General features: G+C 68.6%; 18 protein-coding genes. 7 read left to right on the forward strand and 11 right to left on the reverse strand.

The window, feature by feature from the left end; translation table 11 throughout:
- Positions 1-13: 13 nt before the first annotated feature.
- The 5 genes from prcB to arc all read right to left on the reverse strand — a co-directional run bounded on the left by prcB (position 14) and on the right by arc (position 5,264).
- Positions 14-859, reverse strand: coding sequence for a proteasome subunit beta (prcB, locus tag OG844_RS06985; protein WP_385610522.1), 846 nt, complete (start codon positions 857-859; stop codon positions 14-16).
- Complete coding sequence (locus OG844_RS06990; protein ID WP_406388841.1) at positions 811-1,404, reverse strand: endonuclease VII domain-containing protein; 594 nt, start codon at positions 1,402-1,404, stop codon at positions 811-813. The genes prcB and OG844_RS06990 overlap by 49 nt, the downstream gene beginning before the upstream one ends.
- Positions 1,405-1,410: 6 nt before the next feature.
- Positions 1,411-1,629, reverse strand: a complete 219-nt coding sequence (locus OG844_RS06995) for a ubiquitin-like protein Pup (protein ID WP_329212782.1) — start codon at positions 1,627-1,629, stop codon at positions 1,411-1,413.
- Positions 1,630-1,749: 120 nt separating this feature from the next.
- Entirely contained in the window at positions 1,750-3,261 is a 1,512-nt protein-coding gene (gene dop / locus OG844_RS07000; protein WP_406388842.1) for a depupylase/deamidase Dop, read from the reverse strand.
- A gap of 236 nt (positions 3,262-3,497) precedes the next feature.
- Positions 3,498-5,264 (reverse strand): proteasome ATPase, encoded by a 1,767-nt coding sequence (gene arc / locus OG844_RS07005; RefSeq protein ID WP_406388844.1) that lies wholly within the window; start codon positions 5,262-5,264, stop codon positions 3,498-3,500.
- Positions 5,265-5,505: 241 nt separating this feature from the next.
- On the opposite strand from arc, the gene OG844_RS07010 reads away from it, so the two are divergent.
- Positions 5,506-5,817: a ferredoxin gene (locus tag OG844_RS07010; protein ID WP_351175720.1), complete on the forward strand. Its 312-nt coding sequence runs from the start codon at positions 5,506-5,508 to the stop codon at positions 5,815-5,817.
- Positions 5,818-5,821: 4 nt separating this feature from the next.
- On the opposite strand, the gene OG844_RS07015 is transcribed toward OG844_RS07010, so the two are convergent.
- The 3 genes from OG844_RS07015 to OG844_RS07025 form a co-directional block, all read right to left on the reverse strand.
- Positions 5,822-6,409, reverse strand: coding sequence for a hypothetical protein (locus OG844_RS07015; RefSeq protein ID WP_406388846.1), 588 nt, complete (start codon positions 6,407-6,409; stop codon positions 5,822-5,824).
- 209 nt (positions 6,410-6,618) lie between these two features.
- Entirely contained in the window at positions 6,619-7,527 is a 909-nt protein-coding gene (locus tag OG844_RS07020; protein WP_406388848.1) for a tRNA (adenine-N1)-methyltransferase, read from the reverse strand.
- An 88-nt stretch (positions 7,528-7,615) separates the two neighbouring features.
- The gene (locus OG844_RS07025; RefSeq protein WP_383811499.1) at positions 7,616-8,866 is read right to left on the reverse strand and encodes a site-2 protease family protein; all 1,251 of its coding nucleotides are present in this window, start codon (positions 8,864-8,866) and stop codon (positions 7,616-7,618) included.
- Positions 8,867-9,037: 171 nt separating this feature from the next.
- Between OG844_RS07025 and OG844_RS07030 the strand changes: the two genes are divergently transcribed.
- Both OG844_RS07030 and OG844_RS07035 read left to right on the forward strand, forming a co-directional pair.
- Entirely contained in the window at positions 9,038-9,883 is an 846-nt protein-coding gene (locus OG844_RS07030; RefSeq protein WP_406396031.1) for a RecB family exonuclease, read from the forward strand.
- 9 nt (positions 9,884-9,892) lie between these two features.
- Entirely contained in the window at positions 9,893-10,564 is a 672-nt protein-coding gene (locus tag OG844_RS07035) for a response regulator (protein ID WP_385610509.1), read from the forward strand.
- 84 nt (positions 10,565-10,648) lie between these two features.
- Here the strand turns inward: OG844_RS07035 and OG844_RS07040 are convergent, their stop codons facing one another.
- The 3 genes from OG844_RS07040 to metH all read right to left on the reverse strand — a co-directional run bounded on the left by OG844_RS07040 (position 10,649) and on the right by metH (position 16,870).
- The gene (locus tag OG844_RS07040) at positions 10,649-12,235 is read right to left on the reverse strand and encodes an ABC transporter substrate-binding protein (RefSeq protein ID WP_406388851.1); all 1,587 of its coding nucleotides are present in this window, start codon (positions 12,233-12,235) and stop codon (positions 10,649-10,651) included.
- Between the two features lie 277 nt (positions 12,236-12,512).
- Complete coding sequence (locus OG844_RS07045) at positions 12,513-13,217, reverse strand: HAD-IA family hydrolase (RefSeq protein WP_406388852.1); 705 nt, start codon at positions 13,215-13,217, stop codon at positions 12,513-12,515.
- Positions 13,218-13,357: 140 nt separating this feature from the next.
- Positions 13,358-16,870, reverse strand: coding sequence for a methionine synthase (metH, locus tag OG844_RS07050; protein ID WP_406388854.1), 3,513 nt, complete (start codon positions 16,868-16,870; stop codon positions 13,358-13,360).
- Between the two features lie 240 nt (positions 16,871-17,110).
- On the opposite strand from metH, the gene OG844_RS07055 reads away from it, so the two are divergent.
- From OG844_RS07055 to OG844_RS07070, 4 genes are all read left to right on the forward strand, one after another.
- The gene (locus OG844_RS07055) at positions 17,111-17,875 is read left to right on the forward strand and encodes an IclR family transcriptional regulator (protein WP_406388856.1); all 765 of its coding nucleotides are present in this window, start codon (positions 17,111-17,113) and stop codon (positions 17,873-17,875) included.
- Positions 17,876-18,149: 274 nt separating this feature from the next.
- A complete protein-coding gene (locus OG844_RS07060) occupies positions 18,150-18,941 on the forward strand; it encodes an MIP/aquaporin family protein (protein ID WP_406388858.1) in 792 nt (263 codons plus the stop codon).
- Positions 18,942-18,983: 42 nt separating this feature from the next.
- Entirely contained in the window at positions 18,984-20,519 is a 1,536-nt protein-coding gene (gene glpK / locus OG844_RS07065; RefSeq protein ID WP_406388860.1) for a glycerol kinase GlpK, read from the forward strand.
- Between the two features lie 6 nt (positions 20,520-20,525).
- Positions 20,526-22,136, forward strand: a complete 1,611-nt coding sequence (locus OG844_RS07070) for an FAD-dependent oxidoreductase (RefSeq protein WP_406388862.1) — start codon at positions 20,526-20,528, stop codon at positions 22,134-22,136.
- The last annotated feature ends 109 nt before the right edge of the window (positions 22,137-22,245 follow it).

The raw sequence follows: 22,245 nt of genomic DNA on the forward strand, positions 1-22,245 counted from the left end.
GGAATCGGGCCGGTCAGAGCAGCGCGGCACGCGGGCCGTCGGGCTGCTCGAGCCGGCGCTCCAGGATCGCGCGCGCGATCTCCGAGGATTCCGTGTCGTTCAGCCTGCGGAAGCCCTCGTCGGTGATGACGGTGACGATCGGATAGATCCGGCGGGCCACGTCGGGGCCACCGGTCGCCGAGTCGTCGTCTGCCGCGTCGTACAGCGCCTGCACGACCAGAGTGAGTGTCTGCTCCTCCGTCAGGTCCTCGCGGTACAGCTTCTTCATCGACCCGCGGGCGAAGATCGAGCCGGAGCCGGTGGCCGCGTACCCGTGTTCCTCGGAACGCCCGCCGGTGACGTCGTACGAGAAGATCCGGCCCTTCTCACGGTCGACGTCGTAGCCGGCGAACAACGGGACGACCGCCAGACCCTGCATGGCCATCGCCAGATTGCTGCGGATCATCGTGGACAGCCGGTTCGCCTTGCCCTCCAGGGAGAGTGTGGCGCCCTCGACCTTCTCGAAGTGCTCCAGTTCGAGCTGGAACAGCTTGACCATCTCCACGGCGAGACCGGCCGTGCCGGCGATCCCCACCGCCGAGTACTCGTCGGCCGGGAACACCTTCTCGATGTCCCGTTGCGCGATCATGTTCCCCATGGTCGCCCGCCGGTCACCGGCCAGCACCACACCGCCCGGGAACGAGGCCGCGACGATCGTCGTACCGTGCGGTGCCTCGATGGCTCCCTGCATCGGCGGCAGGCTGCGGTTGCCCGGAAGCATCGACGGCGACTGGTCGGACAGGAAGTCCATGAACGAGGACGATCCCGGCGTCAGGAAGGCAGCTGGTAGACGCCCGGTGCTACGAGTGTTGGCTTCCACGCGTTTCCCTCCACGTATGCGGCTGCACGCCTTATGGCATCCGGCCGGTCCTTGAGCTGCCCCAGGGCTGCGTTGCAGCTGAAGCACAGTACGCCACGGACCCTACCCGTCTCATGACAGTGATCCACATGCTCCGCCGAAGCAGTTAGACAGATGCAGCAAACGCCCTGCTGAGCGGCGATCAGCGCGTCCAACTCCGCTGGACCGAGCCCGTACTTGCGCTGGAAGTAACTGATCCGGTTTCGCTCGCCGCGGCATGGGCGACAGTAGCTCGACCAGCCGTCGGAAGACGATCTGTTGCGATCCCACTGATCGTGCGGTTTCACCTCGCCGCACTGCGGGCAACGCTTGTGCCCCCGAGGGACCGGGACCTTGACTCGAACGGTCCGGCCCCTGGCCTCCTGGCGCTGCCGGTAGTACTCAGCAGAGCACCCCCGGCAGTACGCCTGGAGGCCGTCCCGCATTGCCCTGTTACTGGCGAAGGACTCCGTCGGCAGAGTTTTTCGACAGCGAGAGCATTTCCTTCCGGCAGAGAGGTCGGACATTAAGCCCTACTCTCCACCTTTCTGAACGAACGACCTCACGAAATCCTCGGCGTTGGCCTCGAGTACGTCGTCGATCTCGTCGAGGACGTCGTCGACGTCCTCGCCCAGCTTCTCCTGCCGCTCCTTGAGGTCCTCGGATGCCTGCGCCTCCTGCGCCTGCTCCTCGGCCTCCTCGGTGGAACGTGTCGCCTTCTGCTGTCCGCCGCCGGTGTCCTTGGTCGCCATGTAGCTCACCCCGCTCGGTTCGAAGCACTTGATCAGACCCTACCTACGGAGTCCGACATTGGCCCGGTACTTGTCTCAACGTCCGGAGGTCATCTGATTGATTCCCAGTCGAGGGGCCTTTCAGCCGCCCGACAGCGTCCGGACCAGCTCTTCCGCCGTGCGGCAGCGGTCCAGGAGCTCCTTCACGTGCTCCCGTGTACCGCGCAGCGGCTCCATCGTGGGCACCCGTTGCAGAGAGTCACGATCGGGCAGATCGAAGATGACCGAATCCCAGGAGGCCGCGGCCACGTCGTCCGCGTACTGCTCCAGGCAGCGGCCCCGGAAATAGGCCCTGGTGTCCTCGGGAGGCTTCGTACGGGCCCGCTCGACGTCGTTCTCGTCGAGCAGTCGCTTCATCTTCCCGCGGGCCGCCAGGCGGTTGTAGAGGCCCTTGTCGGCCCTCACGTCGGCGTACTGGAGGTCCACCAGGTGCAGGCGGGGGGCGTCCCAGTCCAGGCTGTCGCGCCGCCTGTAGGCCTCCATGAGTTCCCGTTTGGCGATCCAGTCCAGTTCGCCCGACAGGCTCATCGGATCGGTCTCCAGGCGGTTCAGCGTGTCCTCCCAGCGGACCAGGACGTCCTTGGTCTGCTCGTCGGCGTCCGCCCCGTAGCGCTCCTCGACGTATTTGCGGCCCAGCTCGAAGTACTCCATCTGGAGTTGTACCGCGGAGAGTGTCCGGCCGCTGCGGAGCGTGATCAGCTGCTGCAGGGTCGGGTCGTGCGAGACCTGGTGCAGGGTGCGCACCGGCTGGTCGACGGCCAGGTCGACGTTGATGAAGCCGTCCTCGATCATGGAGAGCACCAGTGCCGTGGTGCCGAGCTTCAGATAGGTCGAGATCTCGGAGAGATTGGCATCGCCGATGATCACATGCAGCCTGCGGTACTTCTCGGCGTCCGAGTGCGGTTCGTCGCGGGTGTTGATGATGGGGCGCTTGAGAGTGGTCTCGAGACCGACCTCGACCTCGAAGTAGTCGGCACGCTGACTGATCTGGAACCCGTGCTCGTGGCCGTCCTGGCCGATGCCGACCCGGCCGGCACCGGTGACGACCTGCCGGGACACGAAGAACGGCGTCAGATGGCGCACGATGTCCGAGAAGGGGGTCTCCCGCTTCATCAGGTAGTTCTCGTGCGTGCCGTAGGACGCGCCCTTGTTGTCGGTGTTGTTCTTGTAGAGGTGGATCGGCTGGGCACCGGGGATGGCCGCGGCCCGCTCGGCGGCTTCGGCCATGACGCGCTCGCCGGCCTTGTCCCAGAGCACCGCGTCCAGCGGATTGGTGATCTCCGGTGAGCTGTATTCGGGGTGCGCGTGGTCGACGTACAGCCGCGCACCGTTGGTGAGGATGACATTGGCGAGGCCGATGTCCTCGTCGGTGAGCTGACTGGAGTCGGCGGTCTCGCGGGCGAGGTCGAAGCCTCGCGCGTCGCGCAGCGGATTCTCCTCCTCGAAGTCCCAGCGGGCGCGGCGCGCCCGGTGCATCGCCGCCGCGTAGGCGTTGACGATCTGGGACGAGGTGAGCATGGCATTGGCGTTGGGGTGACCGGGGACGGAGATCCCGTACTCCGTCTCGATGCCCATTACTCGCCGTACGGTCATGCGGCCCTCCTTGCCCGGCGGTGCCCCCGTCCGGGAGCGCCGCTCAAGTACCGCTGCTGGTCCGGTACGCGTGCGGTGCCCGTCCCCGCACTGCGCGACTCGGCGGTACAGCAGAGCCTAGAGCGCCTCTGCGCCGGTGGGGAGATCAATTACGTCATTGTTCGGGTATGGCCGGAGCTGCCGGGAAAACGGCCGGCTGCGAATGCCCTGCCGGGCATCCGCAGCCGGTCTGCGTTTTACAGGTACTGTCCGGTATTTGCCACCGTGTCGATGGAGCGACCGGTGTCCGCGCCCTGCTTTCCGGTGACGAGTGTGCGGATGAAGACGATCCGCTCGCCCTTCTTTCCGGAAATCCTGGCCCAGTCGTCCGGGTTCGTGGTGTTGGGCAGGTCCTCGTTCTCCTTGAACTCGTCCACGCACGCCTGGAGAAGGTGGGAGACGCGCAGGCCCTTTTGGCGCTGCTCGAGGAATGCCTTGATGGCCATTTTCTTTGCCCGGTCCACGATGTTCTGAATCATCGCTCCGGAGTTGAAGTCCTTGAAGTACAGGACTTCCTTGTCGCCGTTGGCGTAGGTGACCTCGAGGAAGCGGTTCTCCTCGGACTCCGTGTACATCCGCTCCACGACCGACTGGATCATCGCGTGGGCGGCGGCCTCCTTCGAGCCGGAGTGCTCGGTGAGGTCGTCCGCGTGCAGCGGCAGCGAAGGAGTGAGGTACTTCGCGAAGATGTCCTTCGCGGCCTCCGCGTCCGGGCGCTCGATCTTGATCTTCACATCGAGACGGCCGGGCCGCAGGATGGCGGGGTCGATCATGTCCTCGCGGTTGGAGGCACCGATGACGATGACGTTCTCCAGGCCCTCCACACCGTCGATCTCGGCGAGCAGCTGGGGGACGATGGTGTTCTCCACGTCCGAGCTGACACCGGAACCACGGGTGCGGAAGAGGGACTCCATCTCGTCGAAGAAGACGATGACGGGGGTGCCCTCGCTCGCCTTCTCCCGAGCACGCTGGAAGACCAGACGGATGTGCCGCTCGGTCTCACCGACGTACTTGTTGAGGAGCTCGGGGCCCTTGATATTGAGGAAGTAGCTCTTCCCCGCGGGCTGTCCGGTGACCTCGGCGACCTTTTTGGCCAGCGAGTTGGCTACGGCCTTGGCAATGAGTGTCTTGCCGCAGCCGGGGGGACCGTAGAGCAGGATGCCCTTCGGCGGACGCAGTTCGTGCTCTTTGAAGAGGTCCGGGTGCAGGTAGGGGAGCTCGACCGCGTCGCGGATCAGCTCGATCTGGTCGCCCAGGCCGCCGATCTTCTCGTAGTCGATGTCCGGAACCTCTTCGAGGACGAGCTCTTCGACCTCGCTCTTGGGGACCACTTCGTAGACGTAGCCGGACCTGGGTTCGAGCAGGAGGGCGTCGCCGGGGCGGATGGTGATGTCCAGCAGAGGCTCGGCGAGCCTCACCACCCGCTCCTCGTCGGTGTGCCCGACGACCAGGGCGCGTTCGCCGTCCTCGAGGATCTCCTTGAGGGTGACGATGTCCCCGGCCCGCTCGAATTCCATGGCCTCGACCACGTTGAGCGCCTCGTTGAGCATGACTTCCTGGCCCCGCCGAAGGCCTTCGATCTCGACGCTGGGGCTCACATTCACCCGGAGCTTGCGGCCCCCGGTGAAGATGTCGCAGGTGCCGTCCTCGTTGACCTGCAGGAAGACACCGAAGCCGGCCGGTGGCTGGGCAAGCCGGTCGACTTCCTCCTTGAGGGCCACGATCTGGTCGCGGGCCTCGCGGAGCGTATTGGCGAGCCGCTCGTTCTGTGCGGACACGCCTGCCAGGTTGGTCTGCAACTCGACGATCCGCTCTTCGAGAATCCTCGTATGACGCGGAGAGTCGGCGAGCTTGCGTCGCAGGACGGCGATTTCCTGCTCGAGATAGGCAACCTGGCCGGCTGGGTCTTCTGACCCCCGCCCGGGCCGGATGCCGCGGTTGATGTCGTCGTCGTGGGCTGCCACGGTCCTCACCTCCTCCAAGGGGAGCTGGACGCTTCCTGACCCTACCTGGGTGGGTGATGATTGAAACCCCTAGATCACAAAGACCCGGTGGTGTGTCCGATCTTCACCCTTGCGCTCTCCCTCACGCCAAGGGAATACCCACCCTTCGGCACCGGGAAGCTGCCGGTTGTATCGTCGAACCGTTCAACACCCGTCAGGGCTGGCTTCAATTGGTGCAGATACGCAGGGAACGGCAGGACACATGACCGCGCAGCAGGACGCTCCGGGCAGCAGTGACACGCAGGACCTGGAGGTCTGGATCGACCAGGACCTCTGTACGGGCGACGGCATCTGCGTGCAGTACGCACCTGAGGTGTTCGAGCTGGACATCGACGGTCTGGCATATGTCAAGAGCGCCGAGGACGAGCTGCTCCAGGACAAGGGGGCGACCACCCCGGTGCCGCTGCCGCTGCTCCAGGACGTGGTGGACTCGGCCAAGGAATGCCCGGGCGACTGCATTCATGTACGTCGCGTTTCGGACAACGTGGAAGTCTTCGGCCCGGACGCGGCGTAACGCCTCAGGCGCTCAGCGCGGTGTCCCCGGCGGACTTGATGAACGCGTTGCCCTTCCACTGCCAGGTGGCGCTCTCCTGCTCGTCGGGGCAGCAGCGCGGCACCTCGGCCGAGGAGTAGCCGAGGAGCGTCGCCGCGACGAGGCCGTCACGGACCGCGAGATCCGTGACCGTCATCTTCTGGGCGGGGTCCACCAGGGTTGCCACAACCCGCGGTGCGGCCCCGCTCGCCTGTGTCAGGACGTAGATCCCGCTGGGCGGTGTGCCGGAACCCGCGGCGCAGTGCACGACGGCGACGGTCTCGGGCCTCTTGTCGCCGTCGAGGTCGCCGGCGGCCTGTTCGGCGACGGTGTACCCGGCTGTGCCGCAGTCCAGCGGGAAGTCGGCGTCGGCCGGGTCGGGTGCTGCGGCGGCGGGCGCGGCGCCGTGCTGGGCGTTGGTGCGGTGCTCGGACGCGGAGGCGGTCGCGGTGGCCGCCTCCGGCTGGAGCAGGCCTGCCGCTGCGACGACGGCGGCCATGGCCGCGGCCGTGGCGAGCCAGTGCACCGGCTTGGTGTCGGTGTGCGCGAGATCCGGGAGCGCGGAGGACTGCACGCGGTTTCTCTCCTGTGGTTCCTGGAGGCCTGGACAGGCGGCGGCCGACGGGAAATCGGCGGGTGGGGGTGGCCAGCATCGTGCCACACCTCACACCGCAGGGGAACGGCGGGGTCACCGCCCGTTGCCGCGGAGGACGAAAAGGCGCCGCCTGCCGGCTCCCGGGTCGGTCCGGGGAACTGGGCGGCGGCGCCTGAGCGTTGTACGGGTCAGTCGCGGTTGGCGGAGCCGCTCTTGCTGCCGGGACCGCTGTAGTCCTCGCCGTAGGCGCCCTTGGACGGGCGGCGGCGGCGCAGCGGCGCCTCGACGCCGTCCGCGAGACGGCGGGCGGTGACCAGGAAGCCGGTGTGGCCGATCATCCTGTGGTCGGGACGGACGGCCAGGCCTTCGACGTGCCAGTTGCGGATCATCGACTCCCAGGGCTGCGGCTCCGCGAAGCAGCCGATCTCCCGGATGGATTCGACGGTCCGCGACAGCTGCGTGGTGGTCGCGACGTACGCGCAGAGGATGCCGCCGGGCACGAGTGCCTTGGAGACGGCCTCGAGGCATTCCCACGGGGCGAGCATGTCCAGGACGACACGGTCGACGTCGGTGTCCGAGAGGTTGTCCTGGAGGTCGCCGACGGTGAGCTGCCAGGCGGGGTGCGGAGAGCCGAAGTAACGCTCCACGTTCTGCCGGGCGATCTCGGCGAAGTCCTCGCGGCGCTCGTAGGAGTGCAGCATGCCCTGCTCGCCGATGGCGCGCAGGAGGAAGGTACTGAGCGCTCCGGAGCCGACACCGGCTTCCACGACGCGGGCGCCGGGGAAGATGTCGCCGAAGGCCAGGATCTGCCCCGCGTCCTTGGGATAGACCACGGCGGCGCCGCGGGGCATGGACAGGACGTAGTCGGGGAGCAGGGGGCGCAGCGCGAGATAGGCGACGTTTCCCGTGGTACGGACAACACTGCCCTCGGGAGCACCGATCAGCTCGTCGTGCGGGAAAGAACCCTTGTGGGTGTGGAAGTTCTTTCCGGCCTCGAGCGTGAAGGTGTAGTGGCGTCCCTTGGGGTCGGTGAGCTGGACCTGGTCCCCGACTTTGAATGGGCCGCGACGACGGGCGGCACCGGTCGGTTCGGACATGCGGCCAGCCTACCGGTATTTCGGAGTCCCCCATTTTCGGGGGCCTTTCCGGGGGCCTTCGGCCGCCCGCGTGCCCGGTGGCGGAGAGTCAGGCCGCGGGCCGGGCCATCGCCGCGACGAAGGCGCGTTCGACGTCGGCGGTGGAGAGGACTCCGTAGATCTCGCCGGTGTCCTCGACGACCAGGTACTCGGTGGCGGGGGTCGCCTTGAGCCGGTCCAGCAGAGCCTCGCCCGCGAGTTCCGCGGGGACCTTCATGCCCTCGGTGAGGTCCTGGGCGAGGCCGCTGACGGCTACCCAGGGGCGGCGGTGTTCGGGGACTCCGACGATGGCTGCCTCGCGGACGACGCCCTTGGGGTTGCCCTGTCCGTCGACGACCACGAGGGCACGGGCGCCCGCCTCGTTGGCACGGCGGAGTGCCTCGGAGAGCGGAGTGGCGGACTCGACGGGGACCGCGCGCCGCGTCAGGGTGCGGGCGCGCAGGTCCGGGAGGTGCTCGCGCAGCCTGGCCATGCGCAGGCTGTTGCCCGCGCCGGTCCAGATGATTCCGGCGAGGATCGCGGCGAGCAGAGCGTCGGTCACGGTCTCGAAGCCGCTGATCTCGCTGGTGGCGTTGCCGAGGGCGCCGGTGTGGGTGAGGAGGGGCAGGCCGACGAGAACGGCGACGGCCAGGCCCCGGCCGACCCATGCGGCGGCGATGGTGCCGCTCATCGGCTTGCCGGTGATCTTCCAGACGACGGCGCGCAGCATGCGTCCGCCGTCGAGGGGGAGGCCGGGCAGCAGGTTGAAGGCGGCGACGATGAGGTTGGAGATCATCAGTCCGGCGAGGAGCACCCCGGGGACGGTGCCGGCTTCGACGAACTGCAGGGGGATGTAGAAGAGGCCGCCCAGCACCAGGGAGAGCAGGGGACCCACGAAGGCGAGGACGAACTCGCGGCCGGGGGTCTCGGACTCCTTCTCGATCTCGGAGACGCCGCCGAAGAACTGGAGCTGGATGCGGCGGACCGGCAGCTTGTAGCGCAGGGCGGCGACGGTGTGCGCGAGCTCGTGGACGAGGACGGAGGCGTAGAAGGCGATCGCGAAGAACAGTGCGACCAGGTAGCGGGCGGCGCCGAGTTCCGGCAGCACGCGGTCGAGCTGACCGCCGAAGACCCACGTGATCAGCGCGGCGACGACGAACCAGCTGGGCGCCACGTACACGGGCACGCCGAAGGGGCGGCCCATGAGGAGGCCGCCGCCCGGATCTGCGGGGCGGCGCGGTTTGCCTTTCTCCGGCCCGGTGCCGGGGTCGGAACCCCCTGCGCCGGGCTTCGGGCGCCCGCTGTCGCCGCTCTCGTCCACGGGGTCCTTTCGGTCGGTGGCGTCCTGCCACGATCATGCAGTCTGCGAGCTCTGTGGTCGATGGTATGCCGCTGGGTGTCGGTGGCGGGTCGTAGGGTCTGCGACATGACCTCCGTACCGCGCCCGCCTCGGCCACCCTCGTCCCTGTCGCCGTCGCGCGCGAGCGATTTCATGCAATGCCCGTTGCTGTACCGCTTCCGGGTCATCGACAAGCTGCCCGAGAAGCCCAGTGAGGCAGCTACCCGGGGCACGCTGGTGCATGCGGTGCTGGAGCGCCTGTTCGACTCCCCGGCGGGGGACCGTACGGCGCCGAAGGCCAAGGCGCTGATCCCCGGCCAGTGGGACCGGCTGCTCGAGTCGAAGCCCGAGCTGACCGAGCTGTTCGACGGGGACGCCGGGAGTGAGCGCCTCGCCGGGTGGCTGCGCGAGGCGGAGCAGCTGGTGGAGCGGTGGTTCTCGCTGGAGGACCCGACCCGGCTGGAGCCGGCCGAGCGTGAGCTGTTCGTCGAGACGGAGCTGGATTCGGGGCTGCGGCTGCGCGGTGTGATCGACCGGATCGACGTGGCTCCCACCGGCGAGGTCCGGATCGTGGACTACAAGACGGGCAAGGCCCCGCGTCCGGAGTACGCGGAGGGCGCGCTGTTCCAGATGAAGTTCTACGCCCTGGTGATCTGGCGTCTGAAGAACGTGCTGCCCAGGCGGCTCCAGCTCGTCTATCTGGGCAGCGGTGACGTCCTGACGTACGACCCCGTTCCGGCCGACCTGGAGCGGGTGGAGCGCAAACTGCTGGCCCTGTGGGACGCGATCCGGCTGGCTACGGAGACGGGCGAGTGGCGGCCGCGGCCGACGAAGCTCTGCGGCTGGTGCGATCACCGTGCGGTCTGTCCCGAGTTCGGTGGGACTCCCCCGGTGTATCCCCTGTCGGTACGCCCTGCGGAGTCGGAGGAAGGTGTCCAGGGCAGAATGGAGCCGGTCCGGGCAGAGGCCGGCCAACCGGCGGCCCTCGAAGGCCCTTAAGGAGATTCCGTGGCTATCCGCGTCCTGCTGGTCGATGACCAACCACTGCTGCGCACCGGTTTCCGGATGATCCTGGAGGCCGAGGGCGATCTCGCGGTGGTCGGGGAGGCCGGCGACGGTCTGCAGGCCATCGACCAGGTGCGGGCGCTGCAGCCCGATGTCGTGCTCATGGACATCCGGATGCCGCGGATGGACGGTGTCGAGGCGACCCGTCAGATCACCGGCCCCGGACGCGACGGTCCGGCGAAGGTCCTCGTGCTGACGACGTTCGATCTCGACGAGTACGTGGTGGAGGCGCTGCGCGCCGGAGCCAGCGGCTTCCTGCTGAAGGACGCTCCGGCCAATGAGCTGGTGCAGGCCATCCGCGTGGTGGCGGCGGGCGAGGCGATGCTGGCGCCGAGCATCACGCGCCGGCTGCTCGACAAGTACGCGGACCATCTGCCGTCGGGCGAGGAGCCCGTCCCGGACGCGCTCCACACGCTCACGGAGCGCGAGGTGGAAGTGCTGAAGCTCGTGGCGCGGGGCCTGTCGAACGCGGAGATCGCCGCCGACCTGTTCGTGAGCGAGACGACGGTCAAGACCCATGTGGGCCACGTGCTGACGAAGCTGGGCCTGCGCGACCGGGTGCAGGCGGCTGTCTACGCCTACGAGAGCGGTCTGGTGCGTCCCGGCGCCCAGTGAGCCGGGGCGGTACAGGCGGTGCGTACGGTGATGCGGTCCGGGGCAGTTGCCCCGGACCGCATCGCCGTTCCGCAAGGTGCCGCGTCAGCTGCGGGCGAGCTCCCAGAGCTGCAGGTCGGCCGAGGCGTTGACCGCCCACTCCACACCGTTCAGGCCGACACGCGAGGCGACGTACTGCTTGCCCTGCCAGACCGGGAGGACGGGGACGTCGTCGGCCACGATGTCCTGGATCTTCGTGAAGGTCCCGGACGCCGCGCTGCGGTCGGCCGCGCGGCGGGACTGGGGAATGAGCGTGTCCTGGGCGAGCGCCGACTCGTAGGGCGAGTTGAGGAAGTTGTTCTTGTCGAGGAACGGCGCCGTGTAGTTGTCCGGGTCCGGGAAGTCCGGGAACCAGCCCATCCCGTAAACGGCGTAGTCACCGTTCTTCTGGGCCGGGCGGTACTTGGACCACGGAGTGCCCACGACGTCGACCTCGAAGAGCTTCGAGTCGTTGAGCTGCTTCGCCAGCAGCTTGTACTCGGAGGCGGTGGCGGGACCGTAGTGGTCGGTCGTGTAGTTCAGCGTGAACTTCACCGGGGTGTCGATGCCGGCCTTCTCCAGGGTTTCCGCGGCGCCTGTGACGCTCGGCTCCCCGTACTTGTTGAAGAACGAGTTGGTGTGTCCGGTCACTCCGGACGGGATCAGCGAGTAGAGCGGCTCGGCGGTGCTGCCGTACACGCCGGTCGCGATGGACCCCCGGTCGATGACCTGGGCCATCGCCTGGCGCACGGCCTTGTCCTTCACCGCCGGGTCCTCGGTGTTGAAGGCGAGGTAGCTGATGGCGAGGCCGGGCATCTCGGTGAGCTCGATGCCTTCCTTCGGCTGCTCGAGCATCTGCTGGGCCTGCTCGGGCGACATGGTGCGCGTCATCATGTCGATCTCGTCGTCCTCGAGCGCCTTGCCCATCGCCGCCGCGTCGGGGAAGAGGTTCAGCTCGACCTTGTCGTTGAGGACCTTCAGGTCGCCCTTGTACTTGGGGTTCCGGGTGAAGACGACCTTGACGACCTGGTCGTCCTTGACCTCGGGCTCCATGGTGTACGGACCCGAGCCGTCGACCTGGAAGCCGTCGCGGGCGGCCTTGGCGGGGTACTTGTCCTTCTGGACGATCCCGGCGGGCGGCGTGGCGAGCTTGTAGGGGAAGGTCGCGTCCGAGGTCTTCAGGTGGAAGACGATCTGCTTCGGACCCTTGGTCTCGATCGTGTCGATGTTCGCGAGCAGGCCCACCGGGCCGCTTTCGTCCTTGATGTCCAGGACGCGCTGGATCGAGTACTTCACGTCCTCCGGCGTGACGGGCGTGCCGTCGGAGAAGGTGAGGCCGTCGCGCAGGGTGCAGCGGTAGCTCTCGCTCGCCGTGTCGGTGAACTCGCAGCTCCGGGCCGCTTCGGGAACGGGCTCACCGCCGCCGCGCGGGATGTGGGTCAGGGTCTGCACCGTCTGGCGCAGGACGTTCCAGACACCCGCTTCGTAGCCGATCGCCGGGTCGAGCGGCGCGGTGTTGTCCTTGGAGGCGACGAACTGGTCCGTTGTCCCGACGACGATGGCATCGCCCCCGTCGTCCGACCCGCCACAGGCGGCGAGAACGGGCGCGAGCAGGCCGATCACGGCCGGCAGCACCAGCGTCTTGCGGTTCATCTGGACGTACTCCCTCATTCCGACATGTGAGATGACCGAGGTTAGTGGGAGCCGTGGAAGGGCTTGACCGGGGCGATCCGGCCACGTATGCACTCGGTGATGACAGATGACCGCGCGTTCACATCACGCTCGGGAATGATTCGTACACCGCTTCATGAACCGGGACACATGGGCTGCCGAAACGGACACTCGGGGTGATCCCGAAAGGGTCCGACCGTCACGGCGCGTGACGAACCTCACGCCCGGACTGATGACGACGTCTTGACATGAACCTGCATTACGCGTGCTGTTCCGTGATCAGCCGGCGCAGGAACGCGAGATCCACGTGCTCGAGGGAGGGCACCACCACGCGTCCGGGCGCGGCGGCGATCGGAGCGACGGACGGCACGGCGACCACACGGCAGCCCGCGGCCTCCGCCGCGGCGACGCCCGTCGCGGTGTCCTCGACGACCGCGCAGCGCCGGGGGTCGGCCGCGAATCCGGCGGCCGCCGCGAGGTACGGCTCCGGGTGGGGCTTCGTGCGGGTGACCTCGTCACCCGCGACAGTGAGCGCGAAGTGGTGGTGCCCCACCGAGTCCAGCACCCGGTCGATGATGCGCCGGTGCGAGGCGGACACGAGGGCGGTGGGCACCCTGTGCGCGGCGAGCTCGGCGAGCAGCCGTGCGGCGCCCGGCATGAGCGGCACGCCACGTGCGATGCGCTTCTCGAAGCGGTCGTTGAGGAGCACCGTGAGCTCTTCGATGGAGATGTCGGCACCGGTGACCTCGATCAGGTACCCGGCGCTGCGGGTCATCGGACCTCCGACGACGATGTCGCGCCAGGATTCGTCCAGGCGGTGCCCGAGGTCGGCGAAGACCTCGGCCTCCACGTCCCACCAGAATCCCTCGGTATCGACCAGGGTGCCGTCCATGTCGAGAAGGACGGCCTGCAGGGCGGAGCCTTCGGCCGTACGGGTCAAGGACGCGGGGACCGTACTGGTCATCCGGTACACCTCCATGAGGGACGAGAAGGCCGGCCGCCTTCCCGGTGGGAACGGCGACCGGCCTGCACTGGACCGACCAGTCTACGACTCGTGCGGGGACGACGCATGGAGCGGCGCCCTGCCGCGCGTTGAACAGCTGACTACCGTGCGTTGAAGTACTTGGCCTCGGGGTGGTGGATGACGATCGCGTCGGTGGACTGCTCGGGGTGCAGCTGGAACTCCTCGGAGAGCTTCACCCCGATGCGCTCGGGCTCCAGGAGCGCCGCGATCTTCGCCCGGTCCTCCAGGTCCGGGCAGGCCCCGTAGCCGAGGGAGAAGCGCGCTCCGCGGTACTTCAGGGCGAACATGTCCTCGACGTCCGAAGGGTCCTCCCCGGCGAAGCCCAGCTCGCTGCGGACCCGTGCGTGCCAGTACTCGGCGAGCGCCTCGGCCAGCTGCACGGACAGCCCGTGCAGCTCCAGGTAGTCGCGGTAGGAGTTCGCCTCGAAGAGCTCGGCGGTGGCCCCGCCGATCTTCGAGCCGACCGTGACGACCTGGAGGCCGATCACGTCCGTCTCACCCGACTCCTCGGGGCGGAAGAAGTCCGCGAGGCACAGACGGCGGCCGCGGCGCTGGCGCGGGAAGGTGAAGCGGGTGCGCTCCGAGCCGTCCTCGTGCAGCAGGATCAGGTCGTCACCCTTGGACACGCACGGGAAGTAGCCGTAGACGACGGCCGCCTCCAGCAGGTTCTCGGTGTGGAGCTTGTCGAGCCAGCCGCGCAGGTGCGGGCGGCCCTCGGTCTCCACCAGCTCCTCGTACGTCGGCCCGTCGCCCGCACGGGCCTGCTTGAGGCCCCACTGGCCCTTGAAGAGGGCTCCCTCGTCCAGCCAGGAGGCGTACTCCTTGAGCTGGATGCCCTTGACCACGCGGGTGCCCCAGAACGGCGGCTCGGGGACCGGGTTGGTGACGGAGACGTCGGAACGCACGCCCTCCTCCGGCTCCTCGACCTCCGGTACGGCGGTGTCCCGCTTGGGCACCCTGCGCTGCTTCAGCTCGGGAAGCGTGGCACCCGGGACGCCCCGCTTGACCGCGATGAGGGCGTCCATGAGCCGCAGCCCCTCGAACGCGTCGCGGGCGTAGCGGACCTCGCCCTCGTAGATCTCGTGCAGGTCCTGCTCGACGTAGGCCCGGGTGAGGGCGGCACCGCCCAGGATGACCGGGTAGTCGGCCGCCATCCTGCGCTGGTTCAGCTCCTCCAGGTTCTCCTTCATGATCACCGTCGACTTCACCAGGAGACCGGACATGCCGATGACATCGGCCCGGTGCTCCTCGGCGGCGTCCAGGATCGCGGCGACGGGCTGCTTGATGCCCAGGTTGACGACGTTGTAGCCGTTGTTCGACAGGATGATGTCGACGAGGTTCTTGCCGATGTCGTGGACGTCGCCGCGGACGGTGGCCAGCACGATGGTGCCCTTGCCCTCGGCGTCCGACTTCTCCATGTGCGGTTCGAGGTGGGCCACCGCCGTCTTCATGACCTCGGCGGACTGCAGCACGAAGGGCAGCTGCATCTGCCCGGAGCCGAAGAGCTCGCCGACGACCTTCATGCCCGCGAGCAGGGTGTCGTTGACGATGTCGAGCGCGGGACGGCTCTGCAGGGCTTCGTCGAGGTCCGTCTCCAGACCGTTCTTCTCACCGTCGATGATGCGGCGCTGCAGTCGCTCGTCCAGCGGCAGGGCCAGGAGCTCCTCGGCCTTGCCCTCCTTCATCGACTTCATGTTGACGCCCTCGAACAGCTCCATGAGCCGCTGGAGGGGGTCGTACCCCTCGGCGCGCCGGTCGTAGACGAGATCGAGTGCGACCTTGACCTGTTCCTCCTCCAGCCGCGCGATGGGCAGGATCTTGGAGGCGTGCACGATCGCGGAGTCCAGGCCGGCCTTGACGCACTCGTCGAGGAACACGGAGTTCAGGACGACGCGGGCGGCCGGGTTGAGGCCGAAGGAGATGTTGGACAGGCCGAGCGTGGTCTGGACGTCGGGGTGGCGCTTCTTCAGCTCCCGGATTGCTCCGATCGTGGCGACGCCGTCCTTGCGGGACTCCTCCTGACCGGTGCAGATGGTGAAGGTCAGGGTGTCGATGAGGATGTCGGACTCGTGGATGCCCCAGTTCCCGGTCAGGTCCTCGATCAGGCGCTCGGCGATGGCGACCTTGTGCTCGACGGTGCGGGCCTGGCCCTCCTCGTCGATGGTCAGCGCGATCAGCGCGGCGCCGTGCTCTGAGGCCAGCGCGCTGACCTGGGCGAAGCGGGACTCGGGCCCGTCGCCGTCCTCGTAGTTGACGGAGTTGAGCACCGCTCGTCCGCCGAGCTTCTCCAGGCCGGCCCGCAGGACGGGCAGCTCGGTGGAGTCCAGGACGATGGGCAGCGTGGAGGCCGTGGCGAAGCGTCCCGCCAGCTCCTCCATGTCGGCCACGCCGTCGCGGCCGACGTAGTCGACGCAGAGGTCGAGCATGTGCGCGCCCTCCCGGATCTGGTCGCGGGCCATCTCCACGCAGTCGTCCCAGCGCGCCTCGAGCATGGCCTCGCGGAACTTCTTCGACCCGTTGGCGTTCGTACGCTCGCCGATCGCCAGGTAGGAGGTGTCCTGGCGGAACGGAACGGTCTGGTAGAGGGAGGCGGCGCCCGGCTCGGGGCGCGGCTCGCGGACGGTGGGGGCCACGCCCCGCACGCGCTCGACGACCTGGCGCAGGTGTTCGGGCGTGGTCCCGCAGCAGCCGCCGATCAGGGAGAGGCCGTACTCGCGTACGAAGGTCTCCTGGGCGTCGGCCAGTTCCGACGGGGACAGCGGGTAGTGCGCGCCGTTCTTGCCGAGCACCGGCAGGCCCGCGTTCGGCATGCAGGAGAGCGGGATGCGGGAGTGCCGGGCGAGGTAGCGCAGGTGCTCGCTCATCTCGGCCGGGCCGGTGGCACAGTTCAGGCCGATCATGTCGATGCCGAGCGGCTCGAGCGCGGTCAGTGCGGCGCCGATCTCGGAGCCGAGCAGCATCGTGCCGGTCGTCTCGACGGTGACGGAGCAGATGACCGGCAGGTCGGCGCCGGTGGCTTCGAGGGCGCGCCGGGCGCCGATGACGGAGGCCTTGGTCTGCAGCAGGTCCTGGGTGGTCTCGATCAGGAGCGCGTCGGCGCCGCCGGCGATCATGCCTTCGGCGTTCTGCTGGTAGGCGTCGCGGAGCTTGCCGTACGGGGCGTGGCCGAGGGTCGGCAGTTTGGTACCCGGCCCCATCGAGCCGAGCACCCAGCGCTGCTGCCCGGTGGAGGCGGTGAACTCGTCGGCGACCTCACGGGCGATACGGGCTCCGGATTCGGAGAGCTCGAAGACCCGCTCGGGAATGTCGTACTCGCCCAGGGCCGCGAGGTTGGCTCCGAACGTGTTCGTCTCGACGCAGTCCACGCCGACGGCGAAGTACTCCTCATGCACCGAACGGACGATGTCGGGCCGGGTGACGTTGAGGATCTCGTTACAGCCCTCCAGGTCCTCGAAGTCCTCGAGGGTGGGGTCCTGGGCCTGCAGCATCGTGCCCATGGCGCCGTCGGCCACCACCACACGGGTGGCGAGCGCCTCGCGGAGGGCTGCGGCTCGGGTGCGGCTGTCAGCGGCGGGGGTCTGCAACGAGGCCATGGATGTTCTCCCTGGGATGCGACGGCTGTCGGCTTTGCGCCCTTCTGCGGAGGAGGGCACGCCGCCAGCCTAGCCGGGCGGGGCCCGGCCCGGTCGTCGCGTCCCACGGGGCGGACTGCATGCTGTGCGAGGAACGGGCCCGGTCGCGCGGTGACGCAGAATCTTCGACCGACCGGACATAGGTCGGCATCGACCGATAGTGTTCAGCATTGTCGAACCGAGGTGGAGGAGTACGGCGCGATGGCCAAGAACATCCAGTCGCTCGAGCGGGCAGCAGCGATGCTGCGTCTGCTGGCGGGCGGCGAGCGTCGGCTCGGGCTGTCCGACATCTCCTCCTCGCTGGGGCTGGCCAAGGGCACCGCGCACGGCATCCTGCGCACCCTGCAGCACGAGGGCTTCGTCGAGCAGGACGCCGCCTCCGGCCGCTATCAGCTCGGCGCCGAACTGCTGCGCCTGGGCAACAGCTATCTCGACGTGCACGAGCTGCGGGCCCGCGCCCTCGTCTGGACCGACGACCTGGCACGTTCCAGCGGCGAGAGCGTCCACCTGGGCGTGCTGCACCAGCACGGCGTGCTGATCGTCCACCACGTCTTCCGGCCCGACGACAGCCGCCAGGTACTGGAGGTCGGGGCCATGCAGCCGCTGCACTCCACCGCTCTCGGCAAGGTGCTCTCCGCCTACGACCCCGTGGCGCACAGCGAGGTCGTCGAGGTGGAGCGCCGGCCCTTCACGCCGCGCACGGTCACCGCCGAGCAGGAGTTCGAGTCACTGCTCGACCTGATCCGGGCGCAGGGCTGGGCCTCCGACGTGGAGGAGACCTGGGAGGGGGTGGCCGCGGTGGCCGCACCCATTCACGACCGGCGGCGGATGCCCGTGGGCGCCGTGGCCGTGACGGGCGCCGTGGAGCGGGTCAGCCCCGGCGGTGACCTGCGCCCCGAGCTCATCGCCGCGGTACGGGACTGCGCCCGCGCCGTCTCCCGGGATCTGGGTGCCGGGCGCTTCTGAGCCCGCACCGCGCCGTCGGTAACGATCGAGTCCCGCACCGGGTCCCGAGCCACAGAACTCTTGACGCGTCGTTCATTGGGGAGAAACATTGCCGTTCACCGGTCGGCATTGCCGAACACCTAACGGCAATACGCGTTAGGGTGTGACAGTGCCGAGGGCCGGTCAAGCCCTTACAGGTGACGTGCCCTCAATGAGGGGTACCCACCTGGGGCGCGATCCACCGGAGGGACCCGGTGTTTCGCCTTCCCATGGACGAAGGACAAAGGAGTCGCGGGTGTCCAGCTCCGACATCTTCATCGGCGAGACCATCGGTACCGCCATACTCATCCTGCTCGGCGGCGGTGTCTGTGCCGCCGTCACGCTCAAGCACTCGAAGGCGCGGAACGCCGGCTGGCTGGCCATCACCTTCGGGTGGGGCTTCGCCGTACTGACCGGCGCCTATCTCTCGGCCGGCGTGTCCGGTGCCCACCTCAATCCGGCCGTCACGATCGGCGTCGCGATTCAGGGCGGCACCCCGTGGAGCGAAGTACCGCTGTACTTCGCTTCCCAGCTGCTCGGCGCGATGATCGGCGCGGTGCTGGTCTGGGCCGTGTACTACGGGCAGTTCCACGCACACCTCAACGACCCGGAGATCGTGAAGGGCCCTCCCGCCGAGGAGGGCATGGTCGACCAGTCGGCCGCTCCGAAGGCGGGCCCCGTACTCGGGATCTTCTCCACGGGTCCTGAGATCCGCAACGTCGTACAGAACCTGGTCACGGAGATCATCGCCACCGCCGTCCTGATCCTGGCGATCCTCACCCAGGGCCTCAACAACGAGGGCAAGGGCCTCGGGACGCTCGGCGTCCTGATCACCGCTCTGGTGGTCGTCGGAATCGGTCTCTCGCTCGGTGGTCCGACCGGCTACGCGATCAACCCGGTTCGCGACCTCGGTCCGCGTATCGTGCACGCGCTGCTGCCACTGCCGAACAAGGGCGGTTCCGACTGGGGCTACGCCTGGGTACCGGTAGTAGGACCCCTCGTAGGCGCCGCCCTGGCGGGCGGGCTCTACAACCTCGCCTTCGCCTGAGCCGTAAAACCCCTCGACACCACAGACCTCCGGGAGCACACCGTGACCGACGCACACACCACCGGGCCGTTCATCGCGGCCATCGACCAGGGCACCACGTCCAGTCGCTGCATCGTCTTCGACAAGGACGGCCGGATCGTCTCCGTCGACCAGAAGGAGCACGAGCAGATCTTCCCCAAGCCGGGCTGGGTCGAGCACAACGCGACAGAGATCTGGGAGAACGTCCAGGAAGTCGTCGCCGGGGCGGTCGTCAAGGCGGGAATCACCTCCGCCGACGTCAAGGCGATCGGCATCACCAACCAGCGCGAGACCACCCTGCTCTGGGACAAGAACACCGGTGAGCCCGTCCACAACGCCCTCGTCTGGCAGGACACCCGCACCGACGCGCTCTGCAAGGAACTCGGCCGCAACGTCGGCCAGGACCGCTTCCGCCGCGAGACGGGGCTGCCGCTCGCGTCGTACTTCGCCGGTCCGAAGGTCCGCTGGCTGCTCGACAACGTCGAAGGGCTGCGCGAGCGCGCCGAGCGGGGCGACATCCTCTTCGGCACCATGGACTCCTGGGTCATCTGGAACCTGACCGGCGGCACCGACGGCGGCGTCCACGTCACCGACGTCACCAACGCCTCCCGCACCCTCCTGATGAACCTGCACACGATGCGGTGGGACGACAAGATCGTCCAGTCGATGAACATCCCGCCGGCCGTGCTGCCGGAGATCCGGTCCTCCGCCGAGGTGTACGGAACCGCCAAGGGCGGCGTCCTCGACGGCATCCCGGTGGCCTCCGCGCTCGGCGACCAGCAGGCCGCGCTGTTCGGCCAGACCTGTTTCTCCCAGGGCGAGGCCAAGTCCACGTACGGCACCGGCACCTTCATGCTGATGAACACCGGCCACACCCCGGTGAACTCGTACAACGGACTGCTGACGACCGTCGGTTACCAGATCGGCGACCAGAAGCCGGTGTACGCCCTGGAGGGGTCCATCGCCGTCACCGGTTCGCTGGTGCAGTGGATGCGCGACCAGATGGGTCTGATCAAGTCCGCGGCCGAGATCGAGACGCTCGCGTCCTCGGTCGAGGACAACGGGGGCGCGTACTTCGTGCCGGCGTTCTCCGGTCTGTTCGCCCCCTACTGGCGTCCCGACGCCCGCGGTGTCATCGCCGGCCTCACCCGGTACGTGACCAAGGCGCACATCGCCCGTGCCGTGCTCGAGGCCACCGCCTGGCAGACCCGCGAGATCAGTGACGCCATGACCAAGGACTCCGGCGTCGAGCTGACCGCTCTCAAGGTCGACGGCGGCATGACCTCCAACAACCTGCTGATGCAGACGCTCTCCGACTTCCTGGACGCGCCCGTGGTGCGTCCCATGGTCGCCGAGACCACCTGCCTCGGCGCCGCCTACGCCGCCGGCCTCGCCGTCGGCTTCTGGCCGGACACCGACGCGCTGCGCGCCAACTGGCGCCGGGCCGCCGAGTGGACACCCCGGATGGACGCGGGCACCCGCGACCGCGAGTACAAGAGCTGGCTCAAGGCCGTGGAGCGTTCCATGGGCTGGCTCGACGAAGACACTGCCGAGGAGTAAAACGACATGACCACCCTGCAGAGCGTCCCCGCCCTCGGGACGCATCCGGCCTCCGGCTCCCTTCCGAGCCGCGCCGAGACCCGGGAGCAGCTTTCCAAGGCGACGTACGACCTCCTGGTGATCGGCGGCGGCATCCTGGGCATCTCCACCGCCTGGCACGCCGCGCAGTCCGGGCTGCGGGTGGCTCTGGTGGACGCCGGCGACTTCGCCGGCGCCACCTCCTCCGCCTCCTCCAAGCTCCTCCACGGCGGTCTGCGCTACCTGCAGACCGGCGCGGTGAAGCTGGTCGCGGAGAACCACTTCGAGCGGCGCGCGGTGTCCCGTCAGGTAGCCCCGCACCTGGCCAATCCGCTCACCTTCTACCTCCCCGTCTACAAGGGCGGGCCGCACGGCGCGGCCAAGCTCGGGGCGGGCGTCTTCGCCTACTCGGCGCTGTCCGGGTTCGGTGACGGCGTCGGCCATGTGATCAGCCCGGCGAGGGCACAGCGCGATGTGCCCGAGCTGCGCACGGACAATCTGAAGGCCGTCGCGGTCTACGGCGACGACCAGATGAACGACGCCAGGATGGCGCTGATGACGGTCCGCGCGGCCGTCGACGCCGGCGCCGTCGTCCTCAACCACGCCGCGGTGACCGGGCTGCGCTTCACCCGGGGCCGGGTCACCGGGGCGGAGCTGGAGGACCGTCAGGACGGCACGGAGTTCGGTGTGGACGCCCGTCTCGTCCTGAACGCCACCGGCCCGTGGGTCGACCACCTGCGGAAGATGGAGAACCCCGACGCGGCTCCTTCCATACGCCTGTCCAAGGGCGCGCACCTGGTCCTCAAGCGCACCCGCCCCTGGAAGGCCGCGCTGGCCACCCCGATCGACAAGTACAGGATCACGTTCGCGCTGCCGTGGGAGGACATGCTGCTGCTCGGCACGACCGACGAGGAGTACGAGGGCGACCCGGCCGATGTCGCGGTCACCGAGAAGGACACCGCGCAGATCCTGGACGAGGCGGCGTTCTCCGTCCGCGACCAGCAGCTGTCACGCGACCTGATCACGTACGCGTTCGCGGGCCTGCGCGTCCTGCCGGGCGGTCCCGGCGGCACGTCCAAGGCGAAGCGGGAGACCGTCGTGACGGAGGGCCGCGGCGGCATGCTGTCGGTCGCGGGCGGCAAGTGGACGACGTTCCGCCACATCGGCCGTACGGTGATGAACAAGCTGGCCGCACTGCCCGGGCACCCCCTCACCGAGGACATGGAGCCGATGTCGCGGCTGCCGCGGAAGCTGCCGCTCCCCGGCATCGCGAACCCCAACGCGGTCGCGCACCGGCTGATGGTCGACGGTGGCACGCCCGGTCCGCGGATGCCGGCCGACACGGCCCGGCACCTCGCCACCCACTACGGATCGCTCGCCTTCGACATCGCGCGGCTGGCGAACGAGAACCCGGCGCTGGCGGCCCGTATCCACCCGGACGCGCCGGAGATCTGGGCGCAGGTCGCGTACGCACGTGACCGCGAGTGGGCCGAGACGGCGGACGACGTGCTGCGCCGCCGGACGACGCTCACGATCCGGGGTCTGGCGACGGACGGGATCCGGGCCCAGGTCGAGGAGGTACTGGCCGACAGGCGCTGACGGTCGGCACAGCACACCGCAGGGGCGGCTCCGGGGGGAGCCGCCCCTGCGGTGTGCCTCCGTGGGACGCGCCACACAGCTGCCATACGGGTGCAACGTGACGCGGGGA

The sequence above is a fragment of the Streptomyces sp. NBC_00887 genome (assembly GCF_045207585.1).

What these genes read in the sequence shown, in the direction of transcription:
- metH (WP_406388854.1), bottom strand. Translation starts at nt 16,870, where the DNA reads ATGGCCTCGTTGCAGACCCCCGCCGCTGACAGCCGCACCCGAGCCGCA.
- OG844_RS06990 (WP_406388841.1), bottom strand. Translation starts at nt 1,404, where the DNA reads ATGTCCGACCTCTCTGCCGGAAGGAAATGCTCTCGCTGTCGAAAAACT.
- dop (WP_406388842.1), bottom strand. Translation starts at nt 3,261, where the DNA reads ATGACCGTACGGCGAGTAATGGGCATCGAGACGGAGTACGGGATCTCC.
- OG844_RS07045 (WP_406388852.1), bottom strand. Translation starts at nt 13,217, where the DNA reads ATGACCAGTACGGTCCCCGCGTCCTTGACCCGTACGGCCGAAGGCTCC.
- OG844_RS07010 (WP_351175720.1), top strand. Translation starts at nt 5,506, where the DNA reads ATGACCGCGCAGCAGGACGCTCCGGGCAGCAGTGACACGCAGGACCTG.
- OG844_RS07030 (WP_406396031.1), top strand. Translation starts at nt 9,038, where the DNA reads ATGCAATGCCCGTTGCTGTACCGCTTCCGGGTCATCGACAAGCTGCCC.
- OG844_RS07020 (WP_406388848.1), bottom strand. Translation starts at nt 7,527, where the DNA reads ATGTCCGAACCGACCGGTGCCGCCCGTCGTCGCGGCCCATTCAAAGTC.
- OG844_RS06995 (WP_329212782.1), bottom strand. Translation starts at nt 1,629, where the DNA reads ATGGCGACCAAGGACACCGGCGGCGGACAGCAGAAGGCGACACGTTCC.
- OG844_RS07040 (WP_406388851.1), bottom strand. Translation starts at nt 12,235, where the DNA reads ATGAACCGCAAGACGCTGGTGCTGCCGGCCGTGATCGGCCTGCTCGCG.
- OG844_RS07070 (WP_406388862.1), top strand. Translation starts at nt 20,526, where the DNA reads ATGACCACCCTGCAGAGCGTCCCCGCCCTCGGGACGCATCCGGCCTCC.
- OG844_RS07055 (WP_406388856.1), top strand. Translation starts at nt 17,111, where the DNA reads ATGGCCAAGAACATCCAGTCGCTCGAGCGGGCAGCAGCGATGCTGCGT.